The following is a 26857-nucleotide window of genomic DNA, read 5'->3' on the forward strand; positions in this document are numbered from 1 at the left end:
GCTCAGCCCTTGGTGATCCGCTGCTTGAAGGTTCGACCGATGGCGTGAACGCCAGGTTCATAGCGTTTCTGCTCGACGGCGGCCAGGGCCAGTTCCAGGGCCGTTTCGGCAATCTGGCCATGTTGCTGGGCCATGGCGTTGACCGGCAGTGGCAGGAAGTCGAGCAACTGGTTGTCACCGAAGGTACCCAGGTGCAGGTGGCGCGAGCCGGCAGGACGGGCCTGCAACACGTCGAATACACCCTGCAGCAGTACGTAGGAGGTGGTCACCAGCGCGTCCGGCAGGCCGCCCAGTTCGGCGAGCAGTTCGTTCATCAGGCGCTGGCCGCATTCACGGCTGAACGCTTCGCCCTGATAGCGGCTGATCGTGCCGCCAAAGCCTTGCAGCGCTTCGTCAAAACCACCGGCTCGGGCCTGGCTGACACTCAGCTCCGGGCGAGCGCCGATCAGGGCAATGTGTTTGGGGGCGGTGTCGAGCAGGCTGCGGGTCAGTTGCAAGCTGGCATTGCGATCATCACTGACCACCGAGCAGAAATGCGCCGGGTCCAGGGCACGGTCGATGGCGATGATCGGCAAGCCCTTGGCTTGCAGTTGGCGATAGCTGTCGTCACCGGCCGGCAGGCAGCTGGCCACGAACAGCGCATCGCAACGGCGAGCACGGAACAGCTGCTGCAGCTGGCGTTCGCTCTCGGGCTGGTCGTCACTGCTGGCAATCAGCAGTTGATAACCCTTGGCCCGGGCGCCTTGTTCCAGTTGCTTGGCAATGCGCGCGTAGCTGGGGTTTTCCAGGTCCGGGAGAATGAATCCCAGGGTCTTGGTGTGCCGGCTGCGCAAGCCGGCGGCTTGTGGGTTGGGGGTAAAGCCATGGGCCTCGACCACCGCACGCACACGTTCCACCGTGCTGTTGCTGATGCGTTGCTGTTCGGCCTTGCCGTTGATGACGTAGCTGGCCGTGGTCACGGACACACCAGCCAGACGGGCGATATCGCTGAGTTTCACCGCATTTTCCTTGTTATTACCGCGACTGTTTGCACAGCCTGACCGGGAATTGTCGCCGATCCAGTGGTTTCGGCGCAGACGACCATTGTCGCAATTGTCCGACAAGATGGGGCTTCATTGATCGAAGATTATCGAGTAACGTGCTCACAATTACAGATTAATCGTTTCAGCAGGCGAATTTTCTGCCCAAGCTACGCCTGCGCAGGGCCCTGAGCAACTGGCCCTATGCTGAAAAATTCACAACAATACCTCAGCACCGGCCTGGTGCTGCAAAGGAGAAGGTCATGCTCGAGCTCACTGTAGAGCAGATATCCATCGCCCAGTCGGCTGTGGATAAGTCGGCGGCACTGCAGCTTCTGGCCGAGCGCCTGGTCAGTGACGGCCTGGTTGCCGAGGGCTACCTGGCCGGTCTGCAAGCGCGCGAGGCGCAGGGTTCGACCTTCCTCGGGCAAGGTATTGCAATCCCCCACGGCACCCCCGAAACCCGCGACCTGGTGTTCACTACCGGCGTGCGCCTGTTGCAGTTCCCCGACGGAGTGGACTGGGGCGATGGCCAGCGGGTGTACCTGGCCATCGGCATTGCCGCACGCTCCGATGAGCACTTGCGCTTGCTGCAACTGCTCACCCGCGCCCTGGGCGAAACTGACTTGGCCGAGGCGCTGCGCCGGGCAAGTTCGGCCGAAGCCTTGCTGAAACTGCTGCAAGGGGCGCCCCAGGAATTGGCGCTGGATGCGCAGATGATTGGCCTGGGTGTACCGGCTGAGGATTTTGACGAACTGGTGTGGCGCGCTGCCCGCCTGCTACACCGCGCCGAGTGCGTAAGCGGAGCATTTGCCGGGGTGCTGCAGCAGGTCGAGCCGCTGCCATTGGGCGAAGGCCTGTGGTGGCTGCACAGCGAGCGGGCGGTGCGGCAACCGGGCCTGGCCTTTGTTACCCCGCAGCAGCCGCTGCGTTATCGCGACCAACCGGTGCAGGGCCTGTTCTGCCTGGCCAGCCTGGGTGCGGCCCACCAGGCGTTGCTCGAGCGCTTGTGTGCGCTGTTGATCGAAGGCCGTGGCCAGGCGCTGTGTCGCGCCACCAGTAGCCGCGCAGTGCTTGAAGTGCTCGGTGGCGACGTGCCGGCCGACTGGCCCAGCGCACGCATTGGCCTGGCCAATGCCCATGGCTTGCATGCGCGCCCGGCCAAAGAGCTGGCGCAACTGGCCAAGGCGTTCGAGGGCGAGATTCGCTTGCGTCTGGTCGACAGCGGTGAGCCCGCTGTATCGGCCAAGAGCCTGAGCAAGCTGCTCAGCCTCGGTGCCCGCCGTGGGCAGGTGCTTGAGGTTATCGCTGAACCGAGTGTGGCCGCTGATGCGTTGCCCGCCTTGCTGGCGGCCATCGAAGCGGGCCTGGGTGAGGACGTCGAGCCGCTCGCCAAGGGGGTGTCGCAGGCCGCGCCCGAGCTGCTGCCCGAACCGGTGCTGCAGGCGCCTGAAACGGGCGCCGTCATCCAGGGTGTGGCCGCTGCCCCCGGGATCGCCAGTGGCCCGGCACATGTTCAGGTAGTGCGCGATTTCGACTACCCGTTGCGCGGTGAATCCCTGCCGGTCGAGCGCCAGCGCTTGCAGCAGGCACTGGCGACGGTCAATGCCGAGATCGAGGCGCTGATACAGCGCAGCCAGGCCAAGGCCATCGGCGAGATCTTCATCACCCATCAGGAAATGCTTGCCGACCCGGACCTGGGCGACGAAGTCGACCAGCGCCTGCGCCAGGGCGAAAGTGCCCCGGCGGCGTGGATGGCAGTGATCGACGCGGCAGCGCGCCAGCAGGAATCGTTGCACGACGCTTTGCTCGCCGAACGCGCCGCCGACCTGCGTGACATTGGCCGTCGGGTGCTGGCGCAATTGTGTGGCGAGGCCGACGTGGCCGCGCCCGAGCAACCCTATGTACTGGTGATGGAGGAGGTCGGCCCGTCGGATGTGGCACGCCTTGACCCGACCCGGGTCGCCGGCATCCTCACCGCGCGCGGTGGCGCCACTGCCCACAGCGCCATCGTCGCTCGTGCCCTGGGCATTCCGGCGGTCGTCGGGGCGGGCGATGCGGTGTTGCTGATTGCCTCGGGTACGCCGCTGCTGCTCGACGGGCAACGGGGCCGCCTGCAAGTGGCGCCACCTGCCGATGAGTTGCAGCGCGCCCTGGTCGAACGCGACCGCCGTGAGCAACGTTTGCACAGGGCCCGTGAGCGTCGCCTGGAACCAGCGGTTACCCGTGACGGCCACGCCATCGAAGTATTCGCCAACATCGGCGAAAGCAAAGGTATCGATACAGTGGTCGACCAGGGCGCCGAAGGCATCGGCCTGCTGCGCACCGAACTGATTTTCATGGCCCATCAGCAATTGCCCGACGAAGCCCAGCAGGAGGCCGAGTACCGCCGTGTGCTCGATGGCCTGGGCGGCCGTCCGCTGGTGGTGCGTACCCTGGATGTGGGCGGTGACAAGCCGCTGCCGTATTGGCCGATCGCCAAGGAAGAAAACCCGTTTCTCGGCGTGCGTGGCATTCGCTTGACCCTGCAGCGTCCGCAGGTGATGGAAAGCCAGCTGCGCGCCTTGCTGCGCGCTGCCGAGGATCGCCCGGTACGGATCATGTTCCCCATGGTTGGCCAGCTCGAAGAGTGGCAACAGGCGCGGGCCATGGTTGAGCGCCTGCGTGAAGACATCAGCGTCAGCGACCTGCAACTGGGGATCATGATCGAAGTGCCGTCGGCGGCCTTGCTGGCCCCGGTACTGGCCCGCGAAGTGGACTTTTTCAGTATCGGCACCAATGACCTCACGCAGTACACCCTGGCTATCGACCGTGGTCACCCGAGCCTTTCGGCCCAGGCCGACGGCCTGCATCCGGCGGTGCTGCAACTGATCGACATTACCGTGCGCGCCGCCCATGCCCATGGCAAATGGGTGGGCGTGTGCGGCGAGCTGGCCGCCGACCCGCAGGCGGTGGCCGTGTTGCTGGGCCTGGGCGTCGATGAGCTGAGCGTTGCGGCGCGCAGCATCCCCGAGGTCAAGGCGCAGGTGCGCGAATTGAATTTTGAACACACCCGGCAGTTGGCTCGGCAAGCCTTGCTGCAGGGCAGTGCCAGCGCCGTCCGTGCGCTGGTGGAGAGCAACTGAATGGCCAAGATCCTTACCCTGACCCTCAACCCGGCGCTGGACCTGACCGTCAGCCTCGATGCCCTGCAGTGCGGCGCCGTCAACCGCAGCCAGGCCCAGCACAGCCACCCTGCCGGCAAGGGTCTGAACGTGGCCCAGGTGCTGGCTGACCTCGGCCACAGCGTGACCGTCGGCGGCTTTCTGGGTGAAGACAACCTGCAGCCCTTCGAACAGCTGATCGCTCAGCGTGGCTTTGCCGATTGCTTCGTGCGGGTGCCGGGCGAGACCCGCTGCAACATCAAGCTGGTCGAGGCCGATGGCCGCGTCACCGACATCAATGGCCCCGGCCCGCAGGTGGAGGAACAGGCCCGTGAGCAACTGCTGGCCAGGCTTGCACAGATCGCTCCTGGCCATGAGGCGGTTGTGGTGGCTGGCAGCCTGCCACGGGGCGTCAGTGGGCAGTGGTTGCAGCAGTTGCTTGCCCAGCTCAAGGCCATGGGCCTGAAAGTTGCCCTGGACAGCAGCGGTGAAGCCCTGGGAGCAGGGCTCAAAAGCGCGCCCTGGTTGGTCAAGCCCAACACCGATGAGTTGGGTGAAGTGCTCGACAGCCCCGTACACAGCTTTGCCGAACAGCAGGCCGCTGCCCGCCTGTTGATCGCTCAGGGTGTCGAGCATGTGGTGGTGTCCCAGGGCGAGCAGGGGGTCAACTGGTTCAGCCGCGATTTCGCACTGGGCGCATCGCCGCCTGAGGTAAAGGTGGCGAGTACGGTGGGAGCGGGCGACTCGTTGTTGGCGGGGATGGTTCATGGGCTGCTGAATGGCGACACGTCGGCACAGACCTTGCGCCGGGCCACGGCGATCGCCGCCCAGGCGGTGACCCAGATTGGCTTTGGTATCAACGACCGGGCTCAGTTGGCGCAACTGGAACAGGGTGTTCAGCTGCGTGAAGAACAACAAGAGGGTTGCAGATGAATATTGCCATCGTCACCGCCTGCCCCAACGGCCAGGTCTCCAGTGTGCTCAGTGCGCGCCTGCTGGAAGCTGCCGCGCAGCGCCTGGGCTGGAGCACCAGCGTTGAAATTCATGATCCGCAGCGCCCCCAGGGACAACTGTCCGAGGCGGTGATTGCCGCGGCCGACTGGGTGCTGGTGGTCAACACCGGGCCGCTGGATCTACGCCGTTTTGCTGGCAAGCGTCTGCTGCAGAGCACCCCGGCCAAGGCCTTGGCCGATCCCCAGCAGTTTTTGCGCGAGGCGGCGCAAAAGGCCGAGGTCCATGAGCCGGTTGCCGAAGTACAGCCTGTCGCCCCGGCGGGTAGCGCCAGGATCGTAGCCATCACCGCCTGCCCGACAGGCGTCGCCCACACCTTCATGGCCGCCGAGGCCTTGCAGCAGGCGGCGCAGCAATTGGGCCATGAGTTGACGGTTGAAACCCAGGGTTCGGTGGGGGCGCGCAACCCGTTGTCAGCGGCGGCCATCGCCGAGGCCGACGTGGTGCTGCTGGCGGCCGACATCGAGGTGCCCACCGCACGCTTTGCCGGCAAGCGCATCTATCGCTGCGGCACGGGCGTAGCCCTCAAGCAGGCCCAGGCCACATTGAACAAGGCCTTGGCCGAAGGTCGCGAAGAATCATCGGTTCCGGGCGCTGCTGCCAGCCCGGCCAACGGCGACAAAACCGGGGTGTACAAACACCTGCTCACGGGCGTTTCGTTCATGCTGCCGATGGTGGTCGCGGGCGGCTTGCTGATTGCCTTGTCGTTCGTGTTCGGCATCGAAGCGTTCAAGGAACCCGGCACCTTGCCGGCTGCCCTCATGCAGATTGGTGGCGAAGCCGCCTTCAAACTCATGGTGCCGCTGTTGGCTGGTTACATCGCCTACTCGATTGCCGATCGGCCAGGGCTGGCGCCGGGCATGATCGGTGGCCTGCTGGCCAGCACCCTGGGTGCCGGTTTTATCGGTGGCATCGTTGCAGGTTTCCTGGCCGGCTACAGCGCCAAGGCCATCAGCCGCTGGGTACGCTTGCCCACGAGCCTCGATGCCCTCAAGCCGATCCTGATCATTCCCTTGCTGGCCAGCCTGTTCACCGGACTGGTGATGATCTATGTGGTGGGCAAACCCGTGGCCGGGATGCTCGAAGCACTGACCCACTTTCTCGACAGCATGGGCACCACCAATGCGATTCTGCTCGGCGTGTTGCTGGGCGGGATGATGTGCGTGGACCTGGGCGGGCCGATCAACAAGGCGGCCTATGCGTTTTCGGTGGGGCTGCTGGCATCCCAGAGCTACGCGCCGATGGCCGCGACCATGGCCGCGGGCATGGTACCGCCGATCGGCCTGGGCATTGCCAGCTTCATCGCCCGGCGCAAATTCGCCCAGAGCGAGCGCGAAGCGGGCAAGGCGGCGTTTGTGCTGGGCTTGTGTTTCATCTCCGAAGGCGCCATTCCCTTTGCTGCCAAGGATCCGCTGCGGGTGATACCGGCGAGTGTTGCCGGTGGTGCATTGACCGGGGCGTTGTCGATGTACTTTGGCTGCAAGCTGATGGCACCCCATGGGGGGCTGTTCGTCATGCTTATCCCCAACGCGATCAACCATGCCTTGCTGTACCTGTTGGCGATCCTGGCGGGCAGCCTGCTGACGGCGGTGGTATATGCCGTGCTCAAGCGCAGCGAAGGGGTGGAGCTGGCGGTGCAGCCGGTCAAGGCCTGATCTGACAGAGGGCCCAACGCTCCGTAGCCGCTGCCGCCAGGCTGCGATCGACTGCAACGCAGTCGCAATGCAGGCGCCGATCGCGGCCTGACGACAGCGGCTACGGTCAGGTTTTATCCCAGCATCAACCGGGCTGTCGACGGTCAGGTGATTACCTGCGGTGCTTCTTGCGCAGCGGCACCAGCAGTTCGCCCAGGCCGTTATGGTCGATCTCGTGCATCAAGGCCAGCAATCCCCCCAGTTCACCCTTGGGAAACCCCTGGCGGGCGAACCAGGCCAGGTAATGCCCTGGCAGGTCGGCAATCAGCCTGCCCTGGTATTTACCAAAGGGCATTTCGCGGGTCACCAGCAAAACGAGCAGTTCAGGATTCATCGAGCGGGGTTCTGAAAGGAAAGGGCCGACCATACATGCAATCTGCATGAAGGCCAAAGGACAGTTCATGCAGAACGCTTGGGCCTGGAACGTTCAATTAATCGCAAGCTATTGAAAGTAATGGAAATATTTTTTTATGAAGCGCTGGCACGAACACTGCTCCGTATCCCTGCATCTTTCTTCCATGCAAAGGAGTCGTGTCATGACCAGCCCCAACAAAGACGTTATCTCGGTGCTCAATGAACTGATCGAGTTCAGCAAGGATGGCGAGAAGGGTTTCAAAACCTCTGCTGAAGATGTGAAGAACCCCGAGCTCAGAACCTACTTCCTGCAGCGCGCCGGTGAATGCGGCACTGCAGCCTCCGAGCTTCAGCACCAGGTTCGCGCGCTGGGCGGTGATCCGGAAACGTCCACCAGCGTCAGCGGCGACCTGCACCGTGGCTGGGTCAACCTCAAGTCGATGCTGACCGGCAAGGATGAAGAAGCGGTGCTCAACGAGGTGGAGCGCGGCGAGGATCACGCCCTGAAGGCCTACAAGGATGCCCTGGAAAAACTCACCAAGCTGACCATGGCCCCGGGCAGTGAGGTGTATGCCCTGGTCGAACGTCAGTACCACGGTGTGCAGCGCAATCATGACCAGGTCAAGGCACTGCGCAATAGCGCCCGGGCGCGCTCTTAAGTCGCGGTCTCTACCCGGTTGCGGCCATTGCGCTTGGCGCAGTAGAGCGCATCGTCGGCACAGCCCAGCAAGGTCGCCAGATCTTGCTGGGCACCTGGCGTGTAGCAGCCGATACCGATGCTGACGGTCACCGGCACGCAGTCATCACCGAATGGCGGCAGCGTCTCGACAGTGCTGCGGATGCGCTCGGCCAGGGTCTGGGCACCATGGCGTTCGGTCTCAGGCAAGACCACCAGAAACTCCTCGCCACCATAGCGCGCAGCCAGGTCTGCCGGACGGCGGATGCTGCGGCCGATGGCGGCAGCCACTTCGCGCAAGGCTTCGTCACCGCCCGGGTGGCCATGACGCTCGTTGAACGCCTTGAAGTGATCGACATCCACCATCAACACCGCCAACGGGCGGTGATTGCGTTGGGCCCGTGCCCATTCGCGGCGCAGGACCTGATCGAGCTGGCGGCGGTTGGCAAGGCCGGTGAGGCTGTCGGTGGCGGCCAATTCGGCCAGGTCCTGTTCGGCGCTGTGACGACGGCGCAGCTCGCGGCCCAGCAGTAAGGTCAGCCAGAGAATGCCGATGCACAGCACGCCGGTGGCGCAACTGACCAGTAATGCAGTGCGCCGCCAGGAGGCAAAGATCTCGTCTGCCGAGCGTGCCACCACCACGATCAGGGGCAGCTCGGCCACCCGAGCGAAGGTGTAGAGCTTGGCCTTGCCACTGCTGCCGGAATGGCCTGCAAAGCTGCCTTTGCCATCGGCCAGCAGCCGTTTGAAGTTGGGGCGATCGGAGAAGTTGGCACCGATCAGCGGGTCGTCCGGGTTGCTCGATTGGCGGGCCAGCAGTACACCGTCGGTGTTCAGCAGGTTGATGCTGCTGTCGCGGCCGATGTCCAGGCGTGTGAACAGGTCGGTGAAGTACGACAGCCGCATGGCGCCGGCGGCCACACCGAGGAACTCGCCGTTGGCGCCGGAAATGCGTCGGCTGAAGCTGATGCACCAGTTCAAGCTGCCTAGCCGCGCTTTGAACGGCGGGCTGATTACCAGCCCCGTGTCGGGGCTCTGGCGATGGGCCTGGAACACGTTGCTGTCGGCGAATTTGGCCTGGCGTGGCACCACGCTGGTGGAGTCGGCGGCCACATTGCCCTGGGCGTCGAGCAACAGGATGTCGCCGCGTACCGGCGTGGTGAAGGCCTGGTTGAAGTAGACCTGCTGGCGCAGTTCGGCAGGGAGCGTTTGCAGGTGCGGCTGCTTCGCCGCCTGGATCAGGCCGAGCAATGACAGGTCGTAGAGTTCGACGTTGCGCACGATGTCGCTTTCGATCAACTGCACAATGTTGCTTGCCGAGCGTGCGGCGCTCAGTTCGATGTTGCTGCGCTCACGCATTACCAGGTAGCTGACAATGGCTACGATGGCGAGCACCGCAAGGCAACTGCCCAGGTTCAGGATCAGCTCCGGATGAGACTTGTACAGGGCAGATCGCTGGGATCGGTTGGGCAAAGTCATGGGCGCTGCAGCGGAAGACCGTCAGAGGAGTCGCGGCGTGGTTACGCGGCGGCGGTATTCTAGGTGCGGCTGGATTGCCGAACAAGAGCCTGATGGCTGCCAACCGACGGAACGGGCTGGCTTGTGCCAGCCCTTGCAGGAGGGAGATCAGAAGATATTCAGCGGGTAGTCGACGATCACCCGGTACTCGTCGACGTCGTTGTCGATCTGTGAGTAACCCTGGCTGCCCCGGTGGCTGGCCCAGCGCAGCAGCACCGACAGATCCTTCAGGCTGCCTTCCTGGAACACGTACTGCACATCGAAGTCACGTTCCCAGTGCTGGGCATTCTTGCCCTCGGGGTTGTACCAGTGCTCACCGTAGCCAACGCTGTTGGGATCGACCTTGGTCAAGTCCAGCTCGCCGCGCGAGTAGGAGATGACCGACGTCAGGCCGGGAATGCCCTGGCCTGCGAAGTCATAGGCGTACTTGAGTTTCCACGAGCGCTCGTTCGGGCCGTTGAAGTCCGAGTACATCTGCGAGTTGTCGAGGAAAACGCTGTCACCCTGGTTGATGTAGTCGAACGGGGTGTTGCCGTTGACCCGCTGGTACACCGCGGTGAGGCTGTTGTAGCCGACGTTGACGGTGAAGTGCAGGCTGTAGGTGTTGTTGTCGATATGGCCCAGCAAAGCCTGGCCGGTGTCCTGGGTGTGGTAGTAGTGCAGGCCAGGGTTCAGGCTCACCAGGTCGCTCAGCTGCCAGGTGTAGTCGAGGTCGAAGTAGTACTGGTTCCAGATGTCCTTGAGCTCGGCGGCATACAGGCTGGATGTCAGGTTCGGCACGCCGCTCCAGGCCATCCCGGCCCAGTTCAGGTGACGGCTTTCGCGGTCATCCGGCAGGGCGCCGTAGAAGGTGTCGATACGGCGATGGCCGCTCTGGTTGTACGGCTTGGTGAAACTGGCCTGGCCGGCTTCGAGCATCAGGCCATCGAAGCTGTTGTTGGTCAGGCTGACGCCGCGAAAGGTCTGCGGCAGCATGCGCGACTCACCGCCGGCGATCACCGGGTTGGTCAGGAACAGGTCGCCGGCCTTGAGCTCGGTGTCGAATGCCTTGAGCTTGACCGCAGCGCCTGCGGTGGAGAATGAATCAGGCGCCTTGCCGGGCTCGCCATCGCCCTGGGTGTTGATCGGCAGGATGCTGGAGCCGGAAGTGCCGGCACCGCCATCGAGCTTCAGGCCGAGCATGGCATGGGCGTCGAGGCCGAAACCGACCGTGCCCTGGGTGTAGCCGGACTCGAACTTGCCGAGAAAGCCCTGACCCCATTCCCGATTGTCATTCACGCCACGGTTCAACTGATTGCGGTTGAGGTAGTAGTTGCGTGCATGCACGTTCAGGCTCGACCCTTCGATGAAGCCTTCGGCCTGATCCTCATTGGCCTGGGCGTTGAAGGGGATCGTTGCAGTCAATGCAACGAACAGGGGGGTGAAGCGTAAAGCAGTGTTCACCGGTATGGACTCCTTGAGGTGAAGGTAAGGCAATTTTTATTGTGCGAAACACGATCTTCTTATGAATAAACGGGCCAGCTCACTGGCACTTTTCGACACGCCAAAAAAAAGCCGCTGCAAGGCAGCGGCTTTGAAAGACAACCGCACGGGCGCTCAAGTCACCTGTGCGGGCATCATGGGAATGGACGGATGAAACGAGGGGGCGATCAGCTGTCGGCAGCGTCACTCGAAGAAACCTTGGAAGCGGTCTGTTCTGCGGGCTTTGTCGACTGTCCCTGCTCGGCGGCGAAGGCCTGGCGAGCTTGATCGTGGACGGCGGCACGGGCAGCGTTTTGCGCAACGAACGCCTGGGATTCTTCGGCCATGGCCAGGGGCGACAATAACAGGGAAGACAGGGCGAATACGCTGGCAATACCCATACTGTTGGACATTTGCAACAACCTTCTTGCGGAGCAAGTGTTAAGTAGGTCCGAGTAAATTAGTCGGAAATGCCCGCGGGAAACAGTTACTTTTTCGAGAAGTACTATTGCGTCAAAGGTAATAGTTGTAGATCGAAAAAAGTAAGCAAAAAATCTCGCCTCACCAGGGGCTCTTCACTGCGCCCCGTGTCCCCTCACTGCGGTGTCGCTACGTGGCATTGCGAGCTACGCGTTGCAGGCAACGCTTTGCATCTTCGGCAGTCGTCGAAGGCGCTGCGCGCTAGCCCCTCCACGACACCTCCGTTCGGCCCTTCTGGTCAACAGGGCGGGTAGATCAAGATCAAGCGCACAATTGGCGACGCTCTTGCTGTGCGCGGCGCTTGTGGGAGCCGGGCTTGCCGGCGATCGACCGCGCAGCGGTCGTGGTTCAAGACAGTTGCTCCCACAAGTACGGTGTGAGGCAGTTCCCGGCGATGTTACAGCGGCAGCAGGATACCGAAAGTATTGGCCCCCGCCTGGCTGCGCACGAACACGCTGCCGCCATGCATCAGGGCAATGGCCTTGACGATGGCCAGTCCCAGGCCATGGTTGCCGCCACCGCTGGTACGGGCGGCGTCGACGCGGTAGAAGCGCTCGAACAGCATGGGCAAGTGCTCCTGGTCGATCGCAGGGCCCGGGTTGCTCACGGCAATGCTGATCTGCCCGTCCTGCTGTTCGATGCGCACCTGGATCACCTGCCCGGGCGAGGTGTGTTGCACGGCGTTGTTCAGCAGGTTGATCAGCGCCCGGCGCAAGTGGGCCTTCTCGACCGGGGCCTGGGCATCGCCGCTGACCTGGACCGTGACCTGGGCGTCTTCAAGGATGTAGTCCAGGTAGTCGAGGGTTGCCGCCACTTCTTCGGCCAGCGAGCTCATGGTCAAGGCAGTGGCCTTGCTGCCCTGGTCGGCGCTGGCCAGAAACAGCATGTCGTTGATGATGGTGCGCAGGCGTTCAAGTTCTTCCAGGTTCGATTGCAGCACTTCAAAGTAGTGCTCGGCACTGCGCCCGCGGGTGAGGGCAACCTGGGTCTGGCCGATCAGGTTGGTCAGCGGCGAGCGCAGCTCATGGGCGACGTCGGCATTGAACGCCTCAAGGCGCGTATAGGCCTGGTCGACGCGCTCCAGGGTCGAATTGAAGGCACTGGCAAATTGCGCCAGCTCCGGTGGCAGGTCCGCTTGCTGCAGTCGACCGCTCAGGCGTGGCGGTGCAAGTTTCTGCGCTTCGGCCGAGAGCGTGCGCAGTGGTTTGAGCCCCACTCGTGCCACCCAGTAGCCAAGCAACGAGGCCAGCAATACGCCGAACACCGACAAGCTGATGATCGCCACCAGCAGGGTGTGCTGGGTCTGCCAGAAGGCTTCGGTGTCGATGGCGATCAGAAAGCGCAGCGGTGGGCGATTGCCCATGCCCGGCAGTTCGCTGACCAGCACTTTGTACGGGTAGGGGATGCTGGCCAGGCGCAGGTCGCGCATGCCCACCGGACCTTCGGCGAAGGCACGCACGTGGGCATCGGGGTGACCGTACTCGAACGGGCTGTTGCCGCTGACCACCCAGAAGCGAATGCGCCGGTCTTCTTCGCTGAGCAGGTTGAGCTTGTTGGTGATCTTCACCCAGTGCTCGCGGGTGTCGTAGCGGGTCAAGGACGACTCCAGCACGCTGAAGCGGGCCTCCAGTTCCGCCGCCGGCAGCAGGTCGAGGCTGCGGTCTACCTGCTTGTACAGGGCGGTGCCAATCACCAGGAACACGCTCAGGGCCACCAGGGTGAACAAGGCGCTCAGGCGCAGGGCGACAGAGTTAGTCGGCACGGTTTTCCAGAACATAGCCCATGCCTCGGATGGTGTGCAGCAGCTTGGTTTCAAAGGGGCCGTCGAGCTTGGCCCGCAAACGCTTGATCGCGACTTCCACGACATTGGCGTCGCTGTCGAAATTGATATCCCAGACCAGCTCGGCAATCGCGGTCTTGGAGAGGATCTCGCCATGACGGCGGGCCAGCACGCTGAGCAGCGAGAACTCCTTGGCGGTCAGGTCCAGGCGTTGGCCGGCGCGACTGGCCTTGCGGCTGAGCAGGTCGACCCAGAGGTCGGCGACCTGGATCTGTACCGGCTCCTGGTTGCCGGTGCGGCGGGTCAGGGCCTGCAGGCGGGCAACCAGTTCAAGGAAGGAAAACGGCTTGCCCAGGTAGTCGTCGGCTCCTTCGCGCAGGCCGTGGATGCGGTCTTCCACCCGTTCGCGAGCGGTCAGCATGATCACCGGCGTCTGCTTGCGTGCCCGCAGGGCACGCAGCACGCCGTAACCGTCCAGGCCCGGGAGCATGACATCGAGCACGATTACTGCGTAGTCACCTTCAAGGGCCATGTGCAGGCCATCGATGCCGTCGCGGGCCAAGTCCACGGTAAAGCCTTGTTCGGTGAGACCGCGGTGCAGGTAGTCGGCGGTCTTTTCTTCGTCTTCGATAATCAGCACACGCATGATCGGTTCTCAACTGGCAGTGGGCTGCGCCTGGCCCTGGGGCGCCTGACGCCGATGGAACAGGCGCTCCAGGGTCAAGTATATGATCGGGGTGGTGAACAGCGTCAGTGCCTGGCTCACCAGCAGCCCGCCAACCACGGCGATACCCAGGGGCTGGCGCAGCTCGGCCCCGGCCCCGACGCCGAACATCAGCGGCACGGCGCCGAGCAAGGCGGCCAGGGTGGTCATCATGATCGGCCTGAAGCGCGTCAGGCACGCCTGGTGGATGGCCTGCTCTGGGCTCATGCCCAGGGTGCGCTGGGCGTCGAGGGCAAAGTCGATGAGCAGGATGCCGTTCTTCTTGACGATACCGATCAATAGCACGATGCCGATCAGGCCCATGATGCTGAAGTCCTGGCCGCTTAGCCACAGCAGTGCCAGGGCGCCGAGCCCGGCCGAGGGCAGGGTGGAGATGATGGTCAGCGGGTGGACGAAACTCTCGTAGAGCACACCGAGGATGATGTACACCGCCACCAGTGCGGCGAGGATCAGCCAGGGCTGGCTCGACAGCGAACTCTGGAACGCCTGGGCCGCGCCCTGGAAGTTGCCGATGATCGAATCGGGCATGCCCAGTTCGCGCTGGGTGCGTTCGAGGATCTGCACCGCATCGCCCAGGGCCACGCCCGGGGCCAGGTTGAACGACAGGTTGGCAGCCGGGAACAGGCCGTCATGGGCAATCGACAGCGGCCCGGTGCTGGGTGCTGCAACCTTGGCCAGCACCGACAGCGGGACCATCTCGCCGGTCAGCGGCGAGCGCAGGTAGAAGTAGTTGAGGCTCTCGGCCTTGCCGCGCTGGCGGGCATCGAGCTCGAGGATCACCTTGTATTGGTTGGTCTCGGTCTGGAACTCGCTGATCTGCCGCTGGCCGAAGGCATCGTAGAGCGCCTGGTCGACATCGGCTGTGGTCAGGCCGAAGCGCGCGGCGGCGCGGCGGTCGATGTCGATGCGGGTAACGCTGGCGCCCAGTTGCAGGTCGTTGGACAGGTCGCGGAATGCCGGATTGGCTTTCAGGTGTTCGGTCAGGCGCTGGGTCCACAGGTTGAGCGCCGCGCCGTCGTTGCTCTTGAGCACGTACTGGTATTGGCTGCGGCTGGGGCCAGAGCTCAGGTTGATGTCCTGGCCGGCACGCATGTACAGCACCACGCCAGGCACCTTGGCCAGTTGCGGGCGCAGGCGGTCGATGAACTCGCTGGCCGACACATCGCGGTCACCCCGGTCCTTGAGGGCAATCCAGAAACGGCCGTTGGCGATGGTCTGGTTGCTACCGGTCACGCCCACGGCATGGGAGAAGGCGCGCACCGCAGGGTCGGCCTCGATGACCTTGGCCAGGGCCTGGTGTTTCTTGATCATGTCCGGGTAGGAGATATCGGCTGCCGCTTCGCTGGTGCCGAGCACGAAGCCGGTGTCCTGGACCGGGAAGAAGCCCTTGGGAATCAGTACATAGCCGACCACGGCCAGGGCCAGGGTGATGCCGAAAATGCCCAGCATCAATCGCTGGTGCGCCAGGGCCTTGACCAGCCCGCGTTCGTACCAGGCCAGCAGGCGTTCGCCGAAGCCGACGTTGTGCTGCTCGCCATGCTCGGGGCGGCGCATGAACAGCGCGCAGAGCGTCGGCGCCAGGGTCAGCGAAACCACCACTGAAATCAGGATGGTCGAGGTAGCGGTGAGGGCGAATTCCTTGAACAGGCGGCCCACCACGCCGCCCATGAACAGCAGCGGAATGAACGCCGCCACCAGCGAGAAACTGATCGACACCACGGTGAAGCCGATTTCCCCGGAGCCCTTGATGGCAGCCTCGCGCATGCTGTCGCCGGCTTCTAGGTGCCGGTGAATGTTTTCCACCACCACGATCGCATCATCGACCACAAAGCCCACGGCGATCACAATGGCCACCAGGGTCAGGTTATTGAGACTGAAGCCGAACAGGTACATCAGGGCGAAGCTGGCTGTCAGCGACACTCCCAGCACGCTGGAAACGATCAGCGTCGCCGACCACTGGCGCAGGAACAGCGCCATCACCCCGATCACCAGGGCCACGGCGATCATCAAGGTGATCTCTACCTCGTGCAGCGAGGCGCGGATGGTCTGGGTGCGGTCGTTGAGCACCGACACCTGCACTGCCGCCGGGAGCATCTGTTCAAGGCCGGGCAGGGCGTCCATGACCCGGTCGACGGTATCGACGATATTCGCCCCGGGCTGGCGGAACACCACCAGGTTCAGGCCCTGCTGCTCGCCGGACCAGGCCTTGACATAGGCGTTTTCGGCGCCATCGATGACCTTGGCGACATCCCTCAGGTGTACGGGAGCGCCGTCGCGGTACGCGACGATCAGCTGGGCGTATTCCTCGGGGTGGAACAGTTGGTCGTTGGTGGCGATGGTGGAGACGCTGTTGTCGCCATACAGCGCACCCTTGGCCAGGTTCAGGCTGGTTTGCTGGATGGCCTGGCGCAGGTCGGCCAGGGTCAGGCCAAGGGCGGCGAGTTTTTCCGGTTGGGCCTGCACGCGGATCGCCGGACGCAATTGGCCGGTGATGTTGATCAGGCCGACCCCGTCGATCTGGCTCAACTGGCGGGCCAGCAGGGTTTCGGCGTAGTCGCTCAGTTCATTGGCCGGCATCTGTGCGGAACTGACGGTGAGGATCAGCACCGGGCTGTCGGCCGGGTTGACCTTGCGCCAGGTCGGCGGGCTGGGCATGTCCTGGGGCAGGCGGGCGGTGGCGGTGTTGATCGCTGCCTGAACTTCCTGGGCGGCGGTGTCGATGCTTTTTTCCAGGCTGAACTGCAGGATCAGGTTGGTCGAGCCCAGGGCACTGCTGGAGGTCATCTGGGTCATGCCCGGAATGGCGCTGAATTGCACTTCAAGGGGTGTGGCCACCGAGGAGGCCATGGTTTCCGGGCTGGCGCCGGGCAGTTGCGCGGTTACCTGGATGGTCGGGAAGTCGGCCTCGGGCAGGGGCGCGACCGGCAGGCGCGGAAAGGCGATGACCCCGAGCAGGACCAGGGCGAAGGTCAACAGCAGGGTGGCGACCGGGCGGTCGATGCACCAGGCCGAAATCGAGCCCCGGGCCTTCATGGCTGCACCTGGCGTTCGGCAACGTCTTGGGGGGGCGGTGCCTCGGCGGCGACTTCGACCGTGGCACCGGGCTTGAGCCGCGACTGGCCGTCGGAGACCAGTTTGTCGCCACTGCTGACCCCAGCGATGATGTTGAGTGTGCTGTCCTGATACAGCACCTTGACCGGCACGCTTTCGACCTTGTCGCCCACTATGCGGTACACGTAGTGCCCGTCGATACCGCGCTGCACTACCTGGGGAGGGACCACCAGGGCTTTCTGGTCCAGGGCTGTCTGCAGCTTCAGGGTGACCAGTTGGCCCGGCCAGAGGCGGGCATCGGCGTTGTCGAACTCGGCCTTGACCCGAATGGTGCCGGTGTTGGCTGCCACCTGGTTGTCGATCAGAGTCAGTCGACCTTCACCGAGTAGGGTGCCACCGCTGTCGCCATCGCCTTCCAGGTAGGCCTGCACGGCGGCGGGCGATTGCGCCTTGAGCAGCCCTTGCAGGGTCGGCAGCATGTGTTGGGGCAGCGAGAACTCGACCCCGATGGGGTCGATCTGGGTGACACTGAACAGCCCCTGGGCATCGGCCACCCGCAGGAAGTTGCCTTCATCGACGTTGCGAATACCGACTCTGCCGGTGACCGGCGAACGGATCTGGGTATACGACAATTGCACCTGCGCGGCGGCAATCGCCGCCTGATTGCCCAGCACCGTGGCTTGCAGTTGATTGAACAGGGCTTGCTGCTGGTCGAGGGTCTGGCGCGACACGCCGTTGTCGGTACTGAGCAGTTTGTAGCGCTTGAGGTCGACCCCCGCCACTTGCAGTTGGGCCTGGCTCTGGCCCAGTTGCGCCTTGGCTTGTTCAAGGCTGGCGCGGATACCGCGGTCATCGATGGTGGCCAGCAGATCGCCTTGTTTGACCCATTGCCCTTCCTTGACCAGCAGGCGAGTCAGCACCCCTTCGACCTGAGGGCGGATCACCACGCTGTGCAGCGAAAGCACCGAGCCAATACCGCTGACGTAGCGCGGCACGTCCTGCTGCTTGACGGCGACCACGCGCACGGGAACGGTGGTGCTGTGGGCGATTTTTTCCTCGCCCGAGCGGCCGTACCACCACAGGGCGGCGCCTGCCAGCGCGAACATAACGGCACAGATCACAACGGAGCGGGAGTGGATGCGCATAGGTGAAATCTCAGGGCGATGCCTAGTTTATAGCCGCCGGATAGGGTCAGCAGCGTGACCGCCAACTGACAGCGCTGTCAGCTTGCCCTGCAGGGTAATGGCCAATTGCCAATATCCTGAGCTGGATCAAGGAATCCGGCAAATTTGCCTCTAGAGTCGTACGCCCTGCCGATTCTCCAAACTACAACGAGTGCCTCCGATGAAGAGCAATTTGCCTGTGACCGGTCGCAATGTGGATTATCCCGGTGACGCCAATATTCTTTCCACCACTGACCTCTCCAGTAGCATCACCTACGCCAATGACGACTTCGTCAGCATCAGCGGTTTCAGCCGCGAGGAACTGATGGGCAGCGCGCATCACATCGTGCGCCATCCGGACATGCCGCCCCAGGCCTTCGAGCAGATGTGGCAGACACTCAAGCGTGGTCGCTCGTGGATGGGGCTGGTGAAAAACCGCTGCAAAAACGGTGACCATTATTGGGTCAGCGCCTTCGTTTCACCCATCGCCAGTCAAGGCCAAACGGTGGAATACCAATCGGTACGGACCAAGCCCAGCGCCGCCCAGGTCGAGGCCGCGGAACGCTGTTACGCGCACCTGCGCAACGGCCGCCAACCCTGGTGGCAGCGCTTGCCGGTGGTGGGCCTGGGCTGGCAGTTGTGGGCGGGGGTTACCTTGGGGCTGGTGCTGGTATCGGTTTTCAGTCGCTTGATACTGCCGGTGTTGCCCTGGCAAGGCGCAGTGGAGGTGTTGCTGGCCAGCGGCCTGAGTGCGCTGGTCATTCTCGCATTGCTCAAGCCGTTCCAGCGCCTGTGCAGCGAAGCCCGCAGTATCGCCGACAACCCCTTGAGCCAGCAGTTGTACACTGGGCGGCGGGATGAGATCGGCCAGATCGACTTTGCCCTGCGCATGCTCAAGGGCCAGTTGGGGGCGGTGGTCGGACGCATCGGTGACACGTCCCGACGCCTGGCCGGGCACAGCGGATCACTGGCGCAATCGCTGCAATGCAGCCACAGCAACAGCCTGGAGCAGCAGAGCGAGGCCGACCAAGTGGCCACGGCCGTCAACCAGATGGCCGCCAGCGTCGCCGAGGTGGCCAGCAACGCCCAGCAGGCGTCGGTCGCAGCCGACCATGCCGAAGGCGAGACCCGGGCCGGGCATCAACTGGTGGAGCTGAATCGCAGTGCCATCCAGGCGCTGGCCAACTCACTGGATGCCGCCACCGAGGTTATCCACAACCTGGAAAGCCACAGCAGTGATATCAGCGGGGTACTGGAGGTGATTCGCGGGATCGCCGAGCAAACCAACTTACTGGCACTCAATGCCGCCATCGAGGCCGCCCGGGCAGGCGACCAGGGGCGAGGGTTCGCCGTGGTCGCCGATGAAGTTCGCGGTCTGGCCCAGCGCACGGCGCAATCGACCCACGAGATTCAGCGCATGATCAGCGCCTTGCAGAACCGAGCGCGCGAGGCCGTGCAGGTGATGCAGCAGAGCAGCGAGCACGCCGGGCACAGTGTGGAGCAGGCCCGCCGCGCCGCCGGTGCGCTGGATGGTATCAGCCTGCGGGTCAACCAGATCAGCGAGATGAGCCTGCAGATTGCCGCGGCGGTGGAACAGCAGAGCCAGGTCAGCGAGAGCATCAACCGCAACATCATCAGCATTCGCCAGGCCAGCGAATCAACGGTGCAGGTCGGCCAGCAAAGCCACGTGAGCGCCACCGATGTGGCCGGCCTTGCCGAAGACCTGCGCCGCCTGGCCGACGAGTTCTGGCGGCGCTGCCACTGAGTGGGTCAGAAGCCGATGAAACTGTAGTAGTCGGCGCCTTCGCTGCGTACCTGGGCCCCGCTCGCGGTCAGTTGTTCACACAGCTCGGGATCGACCACATGCAGGGTCCAGGCTGCGATTTCAGCGGTGGCGTTTACTTGTCGCAGCGCCTGATCCAGCGCCTGGGTATTGGGCAGGTAGGCGGTAAAGCCATTGCCCTTGAGGGCACTGGTGTCGATACCCAGGGCCTGGCAGATGGCAACCTTGCCACGGATGTCGTCGCGGTCGGCCTGGCGTGATTGCTCGATCAATTGCGCCAGCCGATGGTCGACCAGCTGCGTGCCGTGGATCAGTACCGGCCCGCTTTGCCAGGCGTCGGCGGGGCAGTCCTTGGCGTCGGGGCGCAGCGGGATATGGGGGTTGATCTCCATCGGATAGATGCGGCACACCAGCGGGCGGAGCTCGTAGATGGTGCAGCGGTCGTCCGCGTCCAGGTTGCGGCAACGCTCCGGGTTGAAGGCGGCGAAAGTGATCGCCACATGTGCCTCGGTGCTGCCGCAAGGGACGGGCCAGGAACGGCGCAGGGCATGCTCGCGCTGATCGGCCGGCAAGCCCAGCCCATCGGCCATGAAGGCTTCGACCAGGACAATTACCTGGCCACCGGCGCCGGTCCACTGACGGGCTTCGCTCAGGGTCAGGGGCACGTGATGGCCGGTGCAGCATTTGCCGCAACCGGTGCAGTCGAAATGGATATCGCGGGTTTGAGCAGTATTCACGGTGTGCCGGGCGTCCATTCGGTGACAAAGGCAGTCTTGTCCTGCTTGTTGAACAGGCACAATTCGCTGCCCTTGCGGTTGTTCATGTGCTTTTGCGGGTAGCGGCCTTCGAGCAGCAGGGCGCTGTAGCCGACACGGTCGTCGAATTCGGCGGGCTTGCCCACGGCCTTGGCGTCTTTCAGGCCGCTGGCGGCGATGCAGCGTTGGCTCATCTGCGTGTTGTGATCGCTCCAGGCCTGATCGCTGGAGGCCTGGGCGGCGGTGCTGAGCAGCGCACAGCCGAGCAGGGTAAAGAGAAGGGCTTTCATGGCGGAACCTCGGTCGACAATGGGCTCGATTGTGCCTGAGGTTCAGGCACATTCAAGCGCAGTGAGTGCCGAGGGCTTATCAATGCTCGGCGAAGGCAACCGCCCGCGCCGCGACGATCAGGCAGTCGGTAAGCTCGGGCGAGGAAAACTTGGTCAACACCGCGTTGGCGCCGGCGTCCCTGGCTTTTTCGCTGTTCATCGCGCTGTCGAGCGAGGTGTGCAGCAGCACATACAGGTGCTTGAAGTCCGGGGTTTCACGCAGGGTACGGGTGAAGGCAAAGCCGTCCATCTCGGACATTTCGATGTCCGAGACCACCACGTTGATTTCCTGATCGGTGCCTTGCAGCTCCAGCAGGGTGTTGATTGCATCCTTGGCACTGCGCGCGGTATGGCATTCGATCCCCAGGCTGCGCAGGGTGTGTACCGACTGCTGCAGGGCGACCTGGCTGTCATCGACCACCAGGATATTGGTGGCGGCGAGCACGGCGGCGTCTTCACTGCTGAGCTCGCTGCCGAGCACATCGTGGGTGGGCGGGGCGATGCCGTGGATGACTTTCTCGATGTCCAGCACCTGTACCAGTGTGTTGTCGACCCGAGTCACGCCGGTGATGAACGACTTGCTCCCCGAGCCGTAGGGTGGCGGCTTGATGTCGGTGCTCAGGCAATGGACGATCTTGCTCACCGCCTGCACGTGCAGGCCCTGCTTGGAGCGGCTGATGTCGGTGACGATCAGGCAGCCGCCGGCGGGGTCTTCCAGCGGGCGCTCGCCGATGGCCCGCGACAGGTCGATCACCGACAGCGAGTTGCCGCGCAAGGTGGCCACGCCTTTGACGTGGGGGTGCGACTCCGGCAGCCGGGTCAGCGACGGGCAGGGGATGATTTCACTGACCTTGAGCAGGTTGATCGCCATGAGCTTGCCACTGCGCAGGGTGAACAGCAGCAACGACAGCGAGTCCGCGCGAGCGTTTTGCGTGGCCATAGGCACCTTCAGGACAGATTGAATGGGGAGATGCCGGGTTATCGACCCGCCAGCCCATGGCTTTAATCCTTCAGCTCAAATCAGCGCAGCCCCAGACGCTTGGCCAGGCGACTCAGGTTGGCCCGGTCCAGCCCAAGTTCACGGGCGCTGCTGGCCCAGTTGTGCTGATGTCGCTCAAGGCTCGCCTGGATCAACTGGCGCTGGTAGTCGTCCATGGCCTGACGCAGGTCGCCGCCGGGTAGCGGCGCATCAACAACGTGCGGCACTTGGGCGGTGAGGGCGGAGGGCTCGACCGGGCGCAGGTCCAGATCGGTGGCGTCGAGGGTGAGGATCTTCGGTCGTTGACGATGCTGGCCCAGGGCCTTGAGCGCCGAGCGGCCGATCAGGTGCTCAAGCTCGCGCACGTTGCCCGGCCAGTCGTAACCCAGCAGGGCGGCCTGGGCCTCGGCGCTCAGGCGCAGGCTGCCCAGGCCCATGCGCGAACGGTTCTGTTCAAGGAAGTAGCCGCTGAGCAGCAGCACATCGCGGCCACGGTCACGCAGCGGCGGCACCAGCAGCGGGTACACACTCAAACGGTGATAGAAATCGGCACGGTAGCGGCCGGCGCGCACTTCTTCGGCCAGGTCGCGGTTGGTGGCGGCGATCAGGCGTACGTCGACCCGATGCTCCTGGTCCGAACCCAGGCGCTGCAGTTGCCCGCTTTGCAGCACCCGCAGCAGCTTGGCCTGCACGGTCAGCGACAACTCGCCCACTTCATCGAGGAACAGGGTGCCGCCATTGGCCAACTCGAACTTGCCGCGGCGCTCGCCGACCGCGCCGGTGAACGCGCCACGCACATGGCCGAACAGTTCGCTCTCGACCAGGGTGTCGGGCAGGGCGGCGCAGTTGAGGCTGATCATGGGTTTGTCGGCCCGCCCCGACTGCTGGTGAATGGCCTGGGCCACCAACTCCTTGCCCACGCCGGTTTCGCCGGTGATCAGCACCGTCAGGTCGCTGCCGGCCACCAACTGGATTTCTTCGAGCAGGCGCTTGTGCGCCTTGCTCTGGCCAATCAACTCCTTGTGCTGCTGGCCGCTGGCCTGGCGATAGACCTCGGCGCGTTCATGTTCATCTTCGACGCGCAAGGCCAGGCGCTCGATGCGTTCGGCAACATTCACCGTCGCCGCCGCGAGGCTGGCAAAGGCCTGCAAGGCATCGAGTTCGACCTGCTGGAACTGTTCCGGGTCCAGCGCATCCAGGGTTATCAGGCCCCAGGGTTGCTCGTCGACGAACAGCGGACAGCCCATGCAGTCGTGGACTTCCAGGTGGTGATGCAGGCCTTCGACCAGGCCGTCGTAGGGGTCGGGCAGGTCACTGTCGCTGGCAAAGCGGGTAGGCTCGTTGCGGCTGAGAATGGTAGCAAAGCGTGGGTGCTCGCTGACCTTGAAGCGCCGGCCAAGGGTGTCGGTACTCAGGCCATCCACCGCCAGTGGCACCAGCCATTCGCCGTCCAGGCGCAGCAGCGCGGCGGCGTCGCATGGCAGCAGGCTGCGCATGGCTTCGAGCAGGCGCCGGTAGCGCTCGCACTCGGGCAAGTCACGGGACAGGTCGCTGACCAGGGGCAGCAGGGCGGTGAGCAGGGATTTTGCTGTCATAAAGACTCCTGTGGGTCTAAATGACTATATATCAGTAGTAGTCTTTTTGACTTAAAAATTTATATCTTATTGATTTATAAGTATTTTAAAGTTGGCACGGAACCTGAAATAGCTAACGCATTCATCAAGAAGCCACAGGCTCAGGAGTCATTCAATGCTCAATGCCCAGGATCGTGCGATCGTCAAAGCCACCGTTCCCCTGCTTGAAAGCGGTGGTGAGGCGCTGACCACCCATTTCTACAAGCTGATGCTCAGCGAATACCCCGAAGTGCGTCCGCTGTTCAACCAGGCCCACCAGGCCAGCGGCGACCAGCCACGTGCCCTGGCCAACGGCGTGCTGATGTACGCTCGGCACATCGACCAACTGGAGCAACTGGGCGGCTTGGTCGGCCAGATCATCAACAAGCATGTGGCCTTGCAGATCCTCCCGGAGCATTACCCGATCGTTGGTAGCTGCCTGCTGCGCGCCATCGAAGAAGTGCTTGGCAAAGAGATCGCTACCCCTGAAGTCATCGCCGCCTGGGGCGCGGCCTACCAGCAACTGGCCGATATTCTCATCGGTGCCGAAGCCGATATGTACACCCAGAAGGCCGAAGCGCCAGGCGGCTGGCGCGGGGCGCGGGACTTCAAACTGGTCGGGCGCGTCGAAGAGAGCAGCGAAATCGTCTCGTTCTACTTCGCACCGGCCGATGGCGGGGCGATCCTCAAGGCCGAGCCGGGCCAGTACATCGGCTTGCAGTTGTTCATCGACGGTGAAGAACAGCGCCGCAACTATTCACTGTCGGCCCTGAGCGATGCCGGCCAGTACCGCATCAGCGTCAAGCACGAAGTCGGTGGCAAGGTTTCCAACTACCTGCACGAGCAATTGGCGGTGGGCGATACGCTGAAACTGTTCCCGCCCTCGGGCGAGTTCACCCTCAGCGCCAGTCACAAACCTCTAGTGCTGATCAGCGGCGGCGTGGGTATTACCCCGACGTTGCCGATGCTTGAGGCTGCACTGGAAAGCGGCCGCCTGGTGCATTTCATCCACTGCGCGCGCAACGGCGCGGTGCATGCCTTCCGTGACTGGGTCGATGAACTGGCGGCGCGTCATCCACAGGTCAAGCGCTTCTACTGCTACGCCGAGGACGACGGTGTCAGCGAACCTGCCGATGCGGTAGGCCTGCTCAGTGCCGATCAACTGGCGGAGTGGTTGCCACAGGAGCGCGACCTGGACGCCTACTTCCTCGGCCCCAAAGGCTTCATGGCCACCATCAAGCGCCACCTCAAGGGCCTGGGCGTGCCAGAGCAGCAGAGCCGTTACGAATTCTTCGGCCCGGCCTCTGCCCTGGAATGATGGGATTTTCCTGATACACGGTTGAACGGACAAGGCACAGCCAGCGATGGCTGTGCCTTGCGGCATTTGGTCGCCTTCTCAAGCAGGGTGCCTGGCCTTTTTACTGCATGCAGACAAAGCGTCATGCGCATGCCGCATCATCCTTCCAGCCGTATCGAGGAATCCAAAATCGTGAACATCAAATGGGCTGACAAACTGCGCAAAGGCCTGCATGGCTCGGCAGACTCGCTGGGCAACTTGTGCGTCGAGGCGTTCCATTACCTGGCCCTGTTCGGCATTGGTGCAATCACCGCCTACGCGGCGGTAGCCACCTTCATCGATATGCTCCACAAGGGCGGCATCAGTGTCGATGACATCCTGCTGTTGTTCATCTACCTCGAGCTCGGGGCGATGGTGGGGATCTACTTCAAGACCAACCATATGCCCATCCGCTTCCTCTTGTATGTGGCGATCACCGCGCTCACCCGCTTGCTGATCGGCGACGTGTCACACCACAAGGCGCCGGATGTGGGCCTGCTGTATGTGTGCGGCGGCATCCTCCTGCTGGCATTCGCGATCCTGGTGGTGCGCTATGCCTCGTATCGCTATCCGTCGACCAAAACCATCGATGCTAATGGAAAGGAGATCGAGGAAGGCAAATGACCTTCCCGGCCTGGCGGCGGCTGGCGACGTGGGCAAGAACGGGCTGGACGTGCTCGACAGCGAGGCTGGACTGCACGCTGTCGATCACCCGCTGCAAGCGTTTGGGGTCGTTGCGCTGGGCGGGGTTGATCAAACGCTTGGCGACCACGCCCTGATCGGTGGAAAGGGTCAGCATGATACTGCCGTCGAGCCGCTCGATACTCAGGTTGACCCGGTAGCGCGAGGCGAAGGCCTCATTGATCTGTTCGAAAGGGTTGAACATGGTGCTTCACCTGGTGAATTCATGCAGAGATTGACCGGGTGATTGCAAATTTGGTTCAGCCAGCCCGCTGAATGGAGCAGGTATTTTGAAAATATCGTAGGAGGTTTCTCTATCGCTTCAGCCTGGGTAGAAGGTTGAATTTGCCGTGCTAGGTTCCGGGCGTCATTTGCCCAAGGAATCTTTCCATGACGGTCCATCGCATGAACATCAATGGCCGCGGCGCCAGGCAGCATGGCGACCAGACCACCAGCGGCGCCACCTGCTTGAGCAGCCAGTCTCATTCCACCCAGAGTGGCGTTCCCCATTTGCGCCTGGGGATGCCACCACGCCGTGCCCGTTATGCGGCGTGTCCGGGAAAATCGCTGAAGGCGAAACGGGCTGGACGATCGATGGCCGACCCATGGCGGTGGATGACGTGTTGATCCAGTGCGGTTGCCCGTCCGGCAGCAACCGCCTGGTTGCACCGTGTTGCCAGTGCCCCGGCCCCAGCCAAGGTCGCCGAGCAGGTGGGGCACATCCGTACCGCGTCGCCCTCGGGGCCAGCCTCGGGTTTTGCACCTGCAAGCCGCTCCATGCCCGTCATGACCGCCGCCCCCGGCACGCTGGAGCCGGGCTTCTACATCGTCCCCCGCAGCATGTCCGGCCCGCAGGTACTGGCGCAGTTGGGCAACCCCCACCTGCCAGCTCGCCTGCAACGGCTCACCCCGACCTTCGCCCAGGGCTTCAAGGCGGGTGAACTGTTCATCCTCGGCGACCCGGACAACGGAACGGCGTGTACCCGCGAAGAAGCCCAGCTGATGGACGCCGCTGCCCAGGTGCGCGATGCGCTGGCAGAGCTTAGCGAGGAAGAGGCCAACTTCATGGCCGATTACCCAGGCGAGATTGCCGGGTTGCTGGGGAGCGCGAGCCTGTCGATGGGGGTCAGCACGGTGATGCTGGGTCAAGGACTGAGGCAGGTGGAAGGTACCTTGCGTGCGCTGGAGGAATTGCATCAACGCTCGTTCAGTCTCCACGGTCATTTGAACAGCCGGGATTTCTTTGCGGCGCGTCGTGAGTTGTACAAGACCCTTGATGCCCAGTTGAAGAGTGCCTTTCTCAACAA

At 63.4% G+C, this 26857-nt stretch carries 21 protein-coding genes and 2 pseudogenes; 9 read left to right on the forward strand and 14 right to left on the reverse strand.

All coding sequences use genetic code 11. The features are described from left to right. Positions 1-2: 2 nt before the first annotated feature. Positions 3-998 carry a catabolite repressor/activator gene (cra, locus tag H621_RS0117610; RefSeq protein ID WP_028944664.1) on the reverse strand — a complete coding sequence of 332 codons (996 nt, stop codon included), beginning with the start codon at positions 996-998 and terminating at the stop codon, positions 3-5. A 284-nt stretch (positions 999-1282) separates the two neighbouring features. Between cra and ptsP the strand changes: the two genes are divergently transcribed. From ptsP to H621_RS0117625, 3 genes are read left to right on the forward strand one after another with little or no spacing between them, the layout of a single operon-like run. After that, a complete protein-coding gene (ptsP, locus tag H621_RS0117615; RefSeq protein WP_028944665.1) occupies positions 1283-4144 on the forward strand; it encodes a phosphoenolpyruvate--protein phosphotransferase in 2862 nt (953 codons plus the stop codon). Then, positions 4145-5095: a 1-phosphofructokinase gene (gene pfkB / locus H621_RS0117620; protein ID WP_028944666.1), complete on the forward strand. Its 951-nt coding sequence runs from the start codon at positions 4145-4147 to the stop codon at positions 5093-5095. It begins immediately after the preceding gene. Next, positions 5092-6828 (forward strand): PTS fructose-like transporter subunit IIB, encoded by a 1737-nt coding sequence (locus H621_RS0117625; RefSeq protein ID WP_028944667.1) that lies wholly within the window; start codon positions 5092-5094, stop codon positions 6826-6828. Before pfkB ends, H621_RS0117625 begins: the two co-directional genes overlap by 4 nt. Positions 6829-6979: 151 nt before the next feature. Here the strand turns inward: H621_RS0117625 and H621_RS0117630 are convergent, their stop codons facing one another. Then, the gene (locus tag H621_RS0117630; RefSeq protein WP_028944668.1) at positions 6980-7201 is read right to left on the reverse strand and encodes a DUF3820 family protein; all 222 of its coding nucleotides are present in this window, start codon (positions 7199-7201) and stop codon (positions 6980-6982) included. A 202-nt stretch (positions 7202-7403) separates the two neighbouring features. Here H621_RS0117630 and H621_RS0117635 point away from each other — a divergent pair, with 202 nt between their 5' ends. Continuing rightward, the gene (locus tag H621_RS0117635; protein WP_028944669.1) at positions 7404-7880 is read left to right on the forward strand and encodes a PA2169 family four-helix-bundle protein; all 477 of its coding nucleotides are present in this window, start codon (positions 7404-7406) and stop codon (positions 7878-7880) included. Here H621_RS0117635 and H621_RS0117640 read toward each other — a convergent pair. The 7 genes from H621_RS0117640 to H621_RS0117670 form a co-directional block, all read right to left on the reverse strand. Then, the gene (locus tag H621_RS0117640) at positions 7877-9370 is read right to left on the reverse strand and encodes a sensor domain-containing diguanylate cyclase (protein ID WP_028944670.1); all 1494 of its coding nucleotides are present in this window, start codon (positions 9368-9370) and stop codon (positions 7877-7879) included. The two genes, H621_RS0117635 and H621_RS0117640, sit on opposite strands and share 4 nt — an antisense overlap. A 153-nt stretch (positions 9371-9523) precedes the next feature. After that, positions 9524-10858 carry an OprD family porin gene (locus H621_RS0117645; RefSeq protein ID WP_028944671.1) on the reverse strand — a complete coding sequence of 445 codons (1335 nt, stop codon included), beginning with the start codon at positions 10856-10858 and terminating at the stop codon, positions 9524-9526. 206 nt (positions 10859-11064) lie between these two features. Next, complete coding sequence (locus H621_RS0117650; RefSeq protein WP_028944672.1) at positions 11065-11289, reverse strand: hypothetical protein; 225 nt, start codon at positions 11287-11289, stop codon at positions 11065-11067. A 464-nt stretch (positions 11290-11753) separates the two neighbouring features. After that, positions 11754-13133: a heavy metal sensor histidine kinase gene (locus tag H621_RS0117655; RefSeq protein WP_028944673.1), complete on the reverse strand. Its 1380-nt coding sequence runs from the start codon at positions 13131-13133 to the stop codon at positions 11754-11756. After that, positions 13108-13782 (reverse strand): heavy metal response regulator transcription factor, encoded by a 675-nt coding sequence (locus H621_RS0117660; RefSeq protein ID WP_028944674.1) that lies wholly within the window; start codon positions 13780-13782, stop codon positions 13108-13110. Before H621_RS0117660 ends, H621_RS0117655 begins: the two co-directional genes overlap by 26 nt. A gap of 9 nt (positions 13783-13791) precedes the next feature. Beyond that, positions 13792-16893, reverse strand: a complete 3102-nt coding sequence (locus tag H621_RS0117665; RefSeq protein WP_028944675.1) for a multidrug efflux RND transporter permease subunit — start codon at positions 16891-16893, stop codon at positions 13792-13794. Beyond that, entirely contained in the window at positions 16890-18056 is a 1167-nt protein-coding gene (locus H621_RS0117670; RefSeq protein WP_028944676.1) for an efflux RND transporter periplasmic adaptor subunit, read from the reverse strand. The genes H621_RS0117665 and H621_RS0117670 overlap by 4 nt, the downstream gene beginning before the upstream one ends. A gap of 199 nt (positions 18057-18255) precedes the next feature. On the opposite strand from H621_RS0117670, the pseudogene H621_RS29290 reads away from it, so the two are divergent. After that, positions 18256-18537: pseudogene (locus tag H621_RS29290) on the forward strand (PAS domain-containing protein); the annotation flags it as partial. 258 nt (positions 18538-18795) lie between these two features. Further along, entirely contained in the window at positions 18796-19839 is a 1044-nt protein-coding gene (locus H621_RS0117675) for a methyl-accepting chemotaxis protein (RefSeq protein WP_371919762.1), read from the forward strand. A gap of 5 nt (positions 19840-19844) precedes the next feature. Here H621_RS0117675 and H621_RS0117680 read toward each other — a convergent pair whose 3' ends face one another. From H621_RS0117680 to norR, 4 genes are all read right to left on the reverse strand, one after another. Then, positions 19845-20612 carry a YkgJ family cysteine cluster protein gene (locus H621_RS0117680; RefSeq protein ID WP_051270581.1) on the reverse strand — a complete coding sequence of 256 codons (768 nt, stop codon included), beginning with the start codon at positions 20610-20612 and terminating at the stop codon, positions 19845-19847. After that, entirely contained in the window at positions 20591-20902 is a 312-nt protein-coding gene (locus H621_RS0117685; RefSeq protein WP_028944679.1) for a hypothetical protein, read from the reverse strand. Before H621_RS0117685 ends, H621_RS0117680 begins: the two co-directional genes overlap by 22 nt. A 79-nt stretch (positions 20903-20981) precedes the next feature. Beyond that, positions 20982-21881: a chemotaxis protein gene (locus tag H621_RS0117690; protein WP_028944680.1), complete on the reverse strand. Its 900-nt coding sequence runs from the start codon at positions 21879-21881 to the stop codon at positions 20982-20984. An 80-nt stretch (positions 21882-21961) separates the two neighbouring features. After that, positions 21962-23515, reverse strand: coding sequence for a nitric oxide reductase transcriptional regulator NorR (gene norR, locus H621_RS0117695; protein ID WP_028944681.1), 1554 nt, complete (start codon positions 23513-23515; stop codon positions 21962-21964). Between the two features lie 154 nt (positions 23516-23669). Between norR and hmpA the strand changes: the two genes are divergently transcribed. Together hmpA and H621_RS0117705 are read left to right on the forward strand one after the other, a co-directional pair. Beyond that, the gene (gene hmpA / locus H621_RS0117700) at positions 23670-24851 is read left to right on the forward strand and encodes an NO-inducible flavohemoprotein (RefSeq protein WP_028944682.1); all 1182 of its coding nucleotides are present in this window, start codon (positions 23670-23672) and stop codon (positions 24849-24851) included. A 171-nt stretch (positions 24852-25022) separates the two neighbouring features. After that, complete coding sequence (locus H621_RS0117705) at positions 25023-25493, forward strand: phosphate-starvation-inducible protein PsiE (RefSeq protein ID WP_028944683.1); 471 nt, start codon at positions 25023-25025, stop codon at positions 25491-25493. Here H621_RS0117705 and H621_RS27205 read toward each other — a convergent pair. Continuing rightward, on the reverse strand, positions 25462-25755 hold the full coding sequence (locus tag H621_RS27205; protein ID WP_051270583.1) for a DUF3509 domain-containing protein: 294 nt from the start codon (positions 25753-25755) through the stop codon (positions 25462-25464). The two genes, H621_RS0117705 and H621_RS27205, sit on opposite strands and share 32 nt — an antisense overlap. Before the next feature lie 458 nt (positions 25756-26213). Here H621_RS27205 and H621_RS0117715 point away from each other — a divergent pair. After that, a pseudogene (locus tag H621_RS0117715) lies at positions 26214-26857 on the forward strand (PAAR domain-containing protein); the annotation flags it as partial.

Source organism: Pseudomonas vranovensis DSM 16006, assembly GCF_000425805.1.
Lineage (GTDB): Bacteria > Pseudomonadota > Gammaproteobacteria > Pseudomonadales > Pseudomonadaceae > Aquipseudomonas > Aquipseudomonas vranovensis.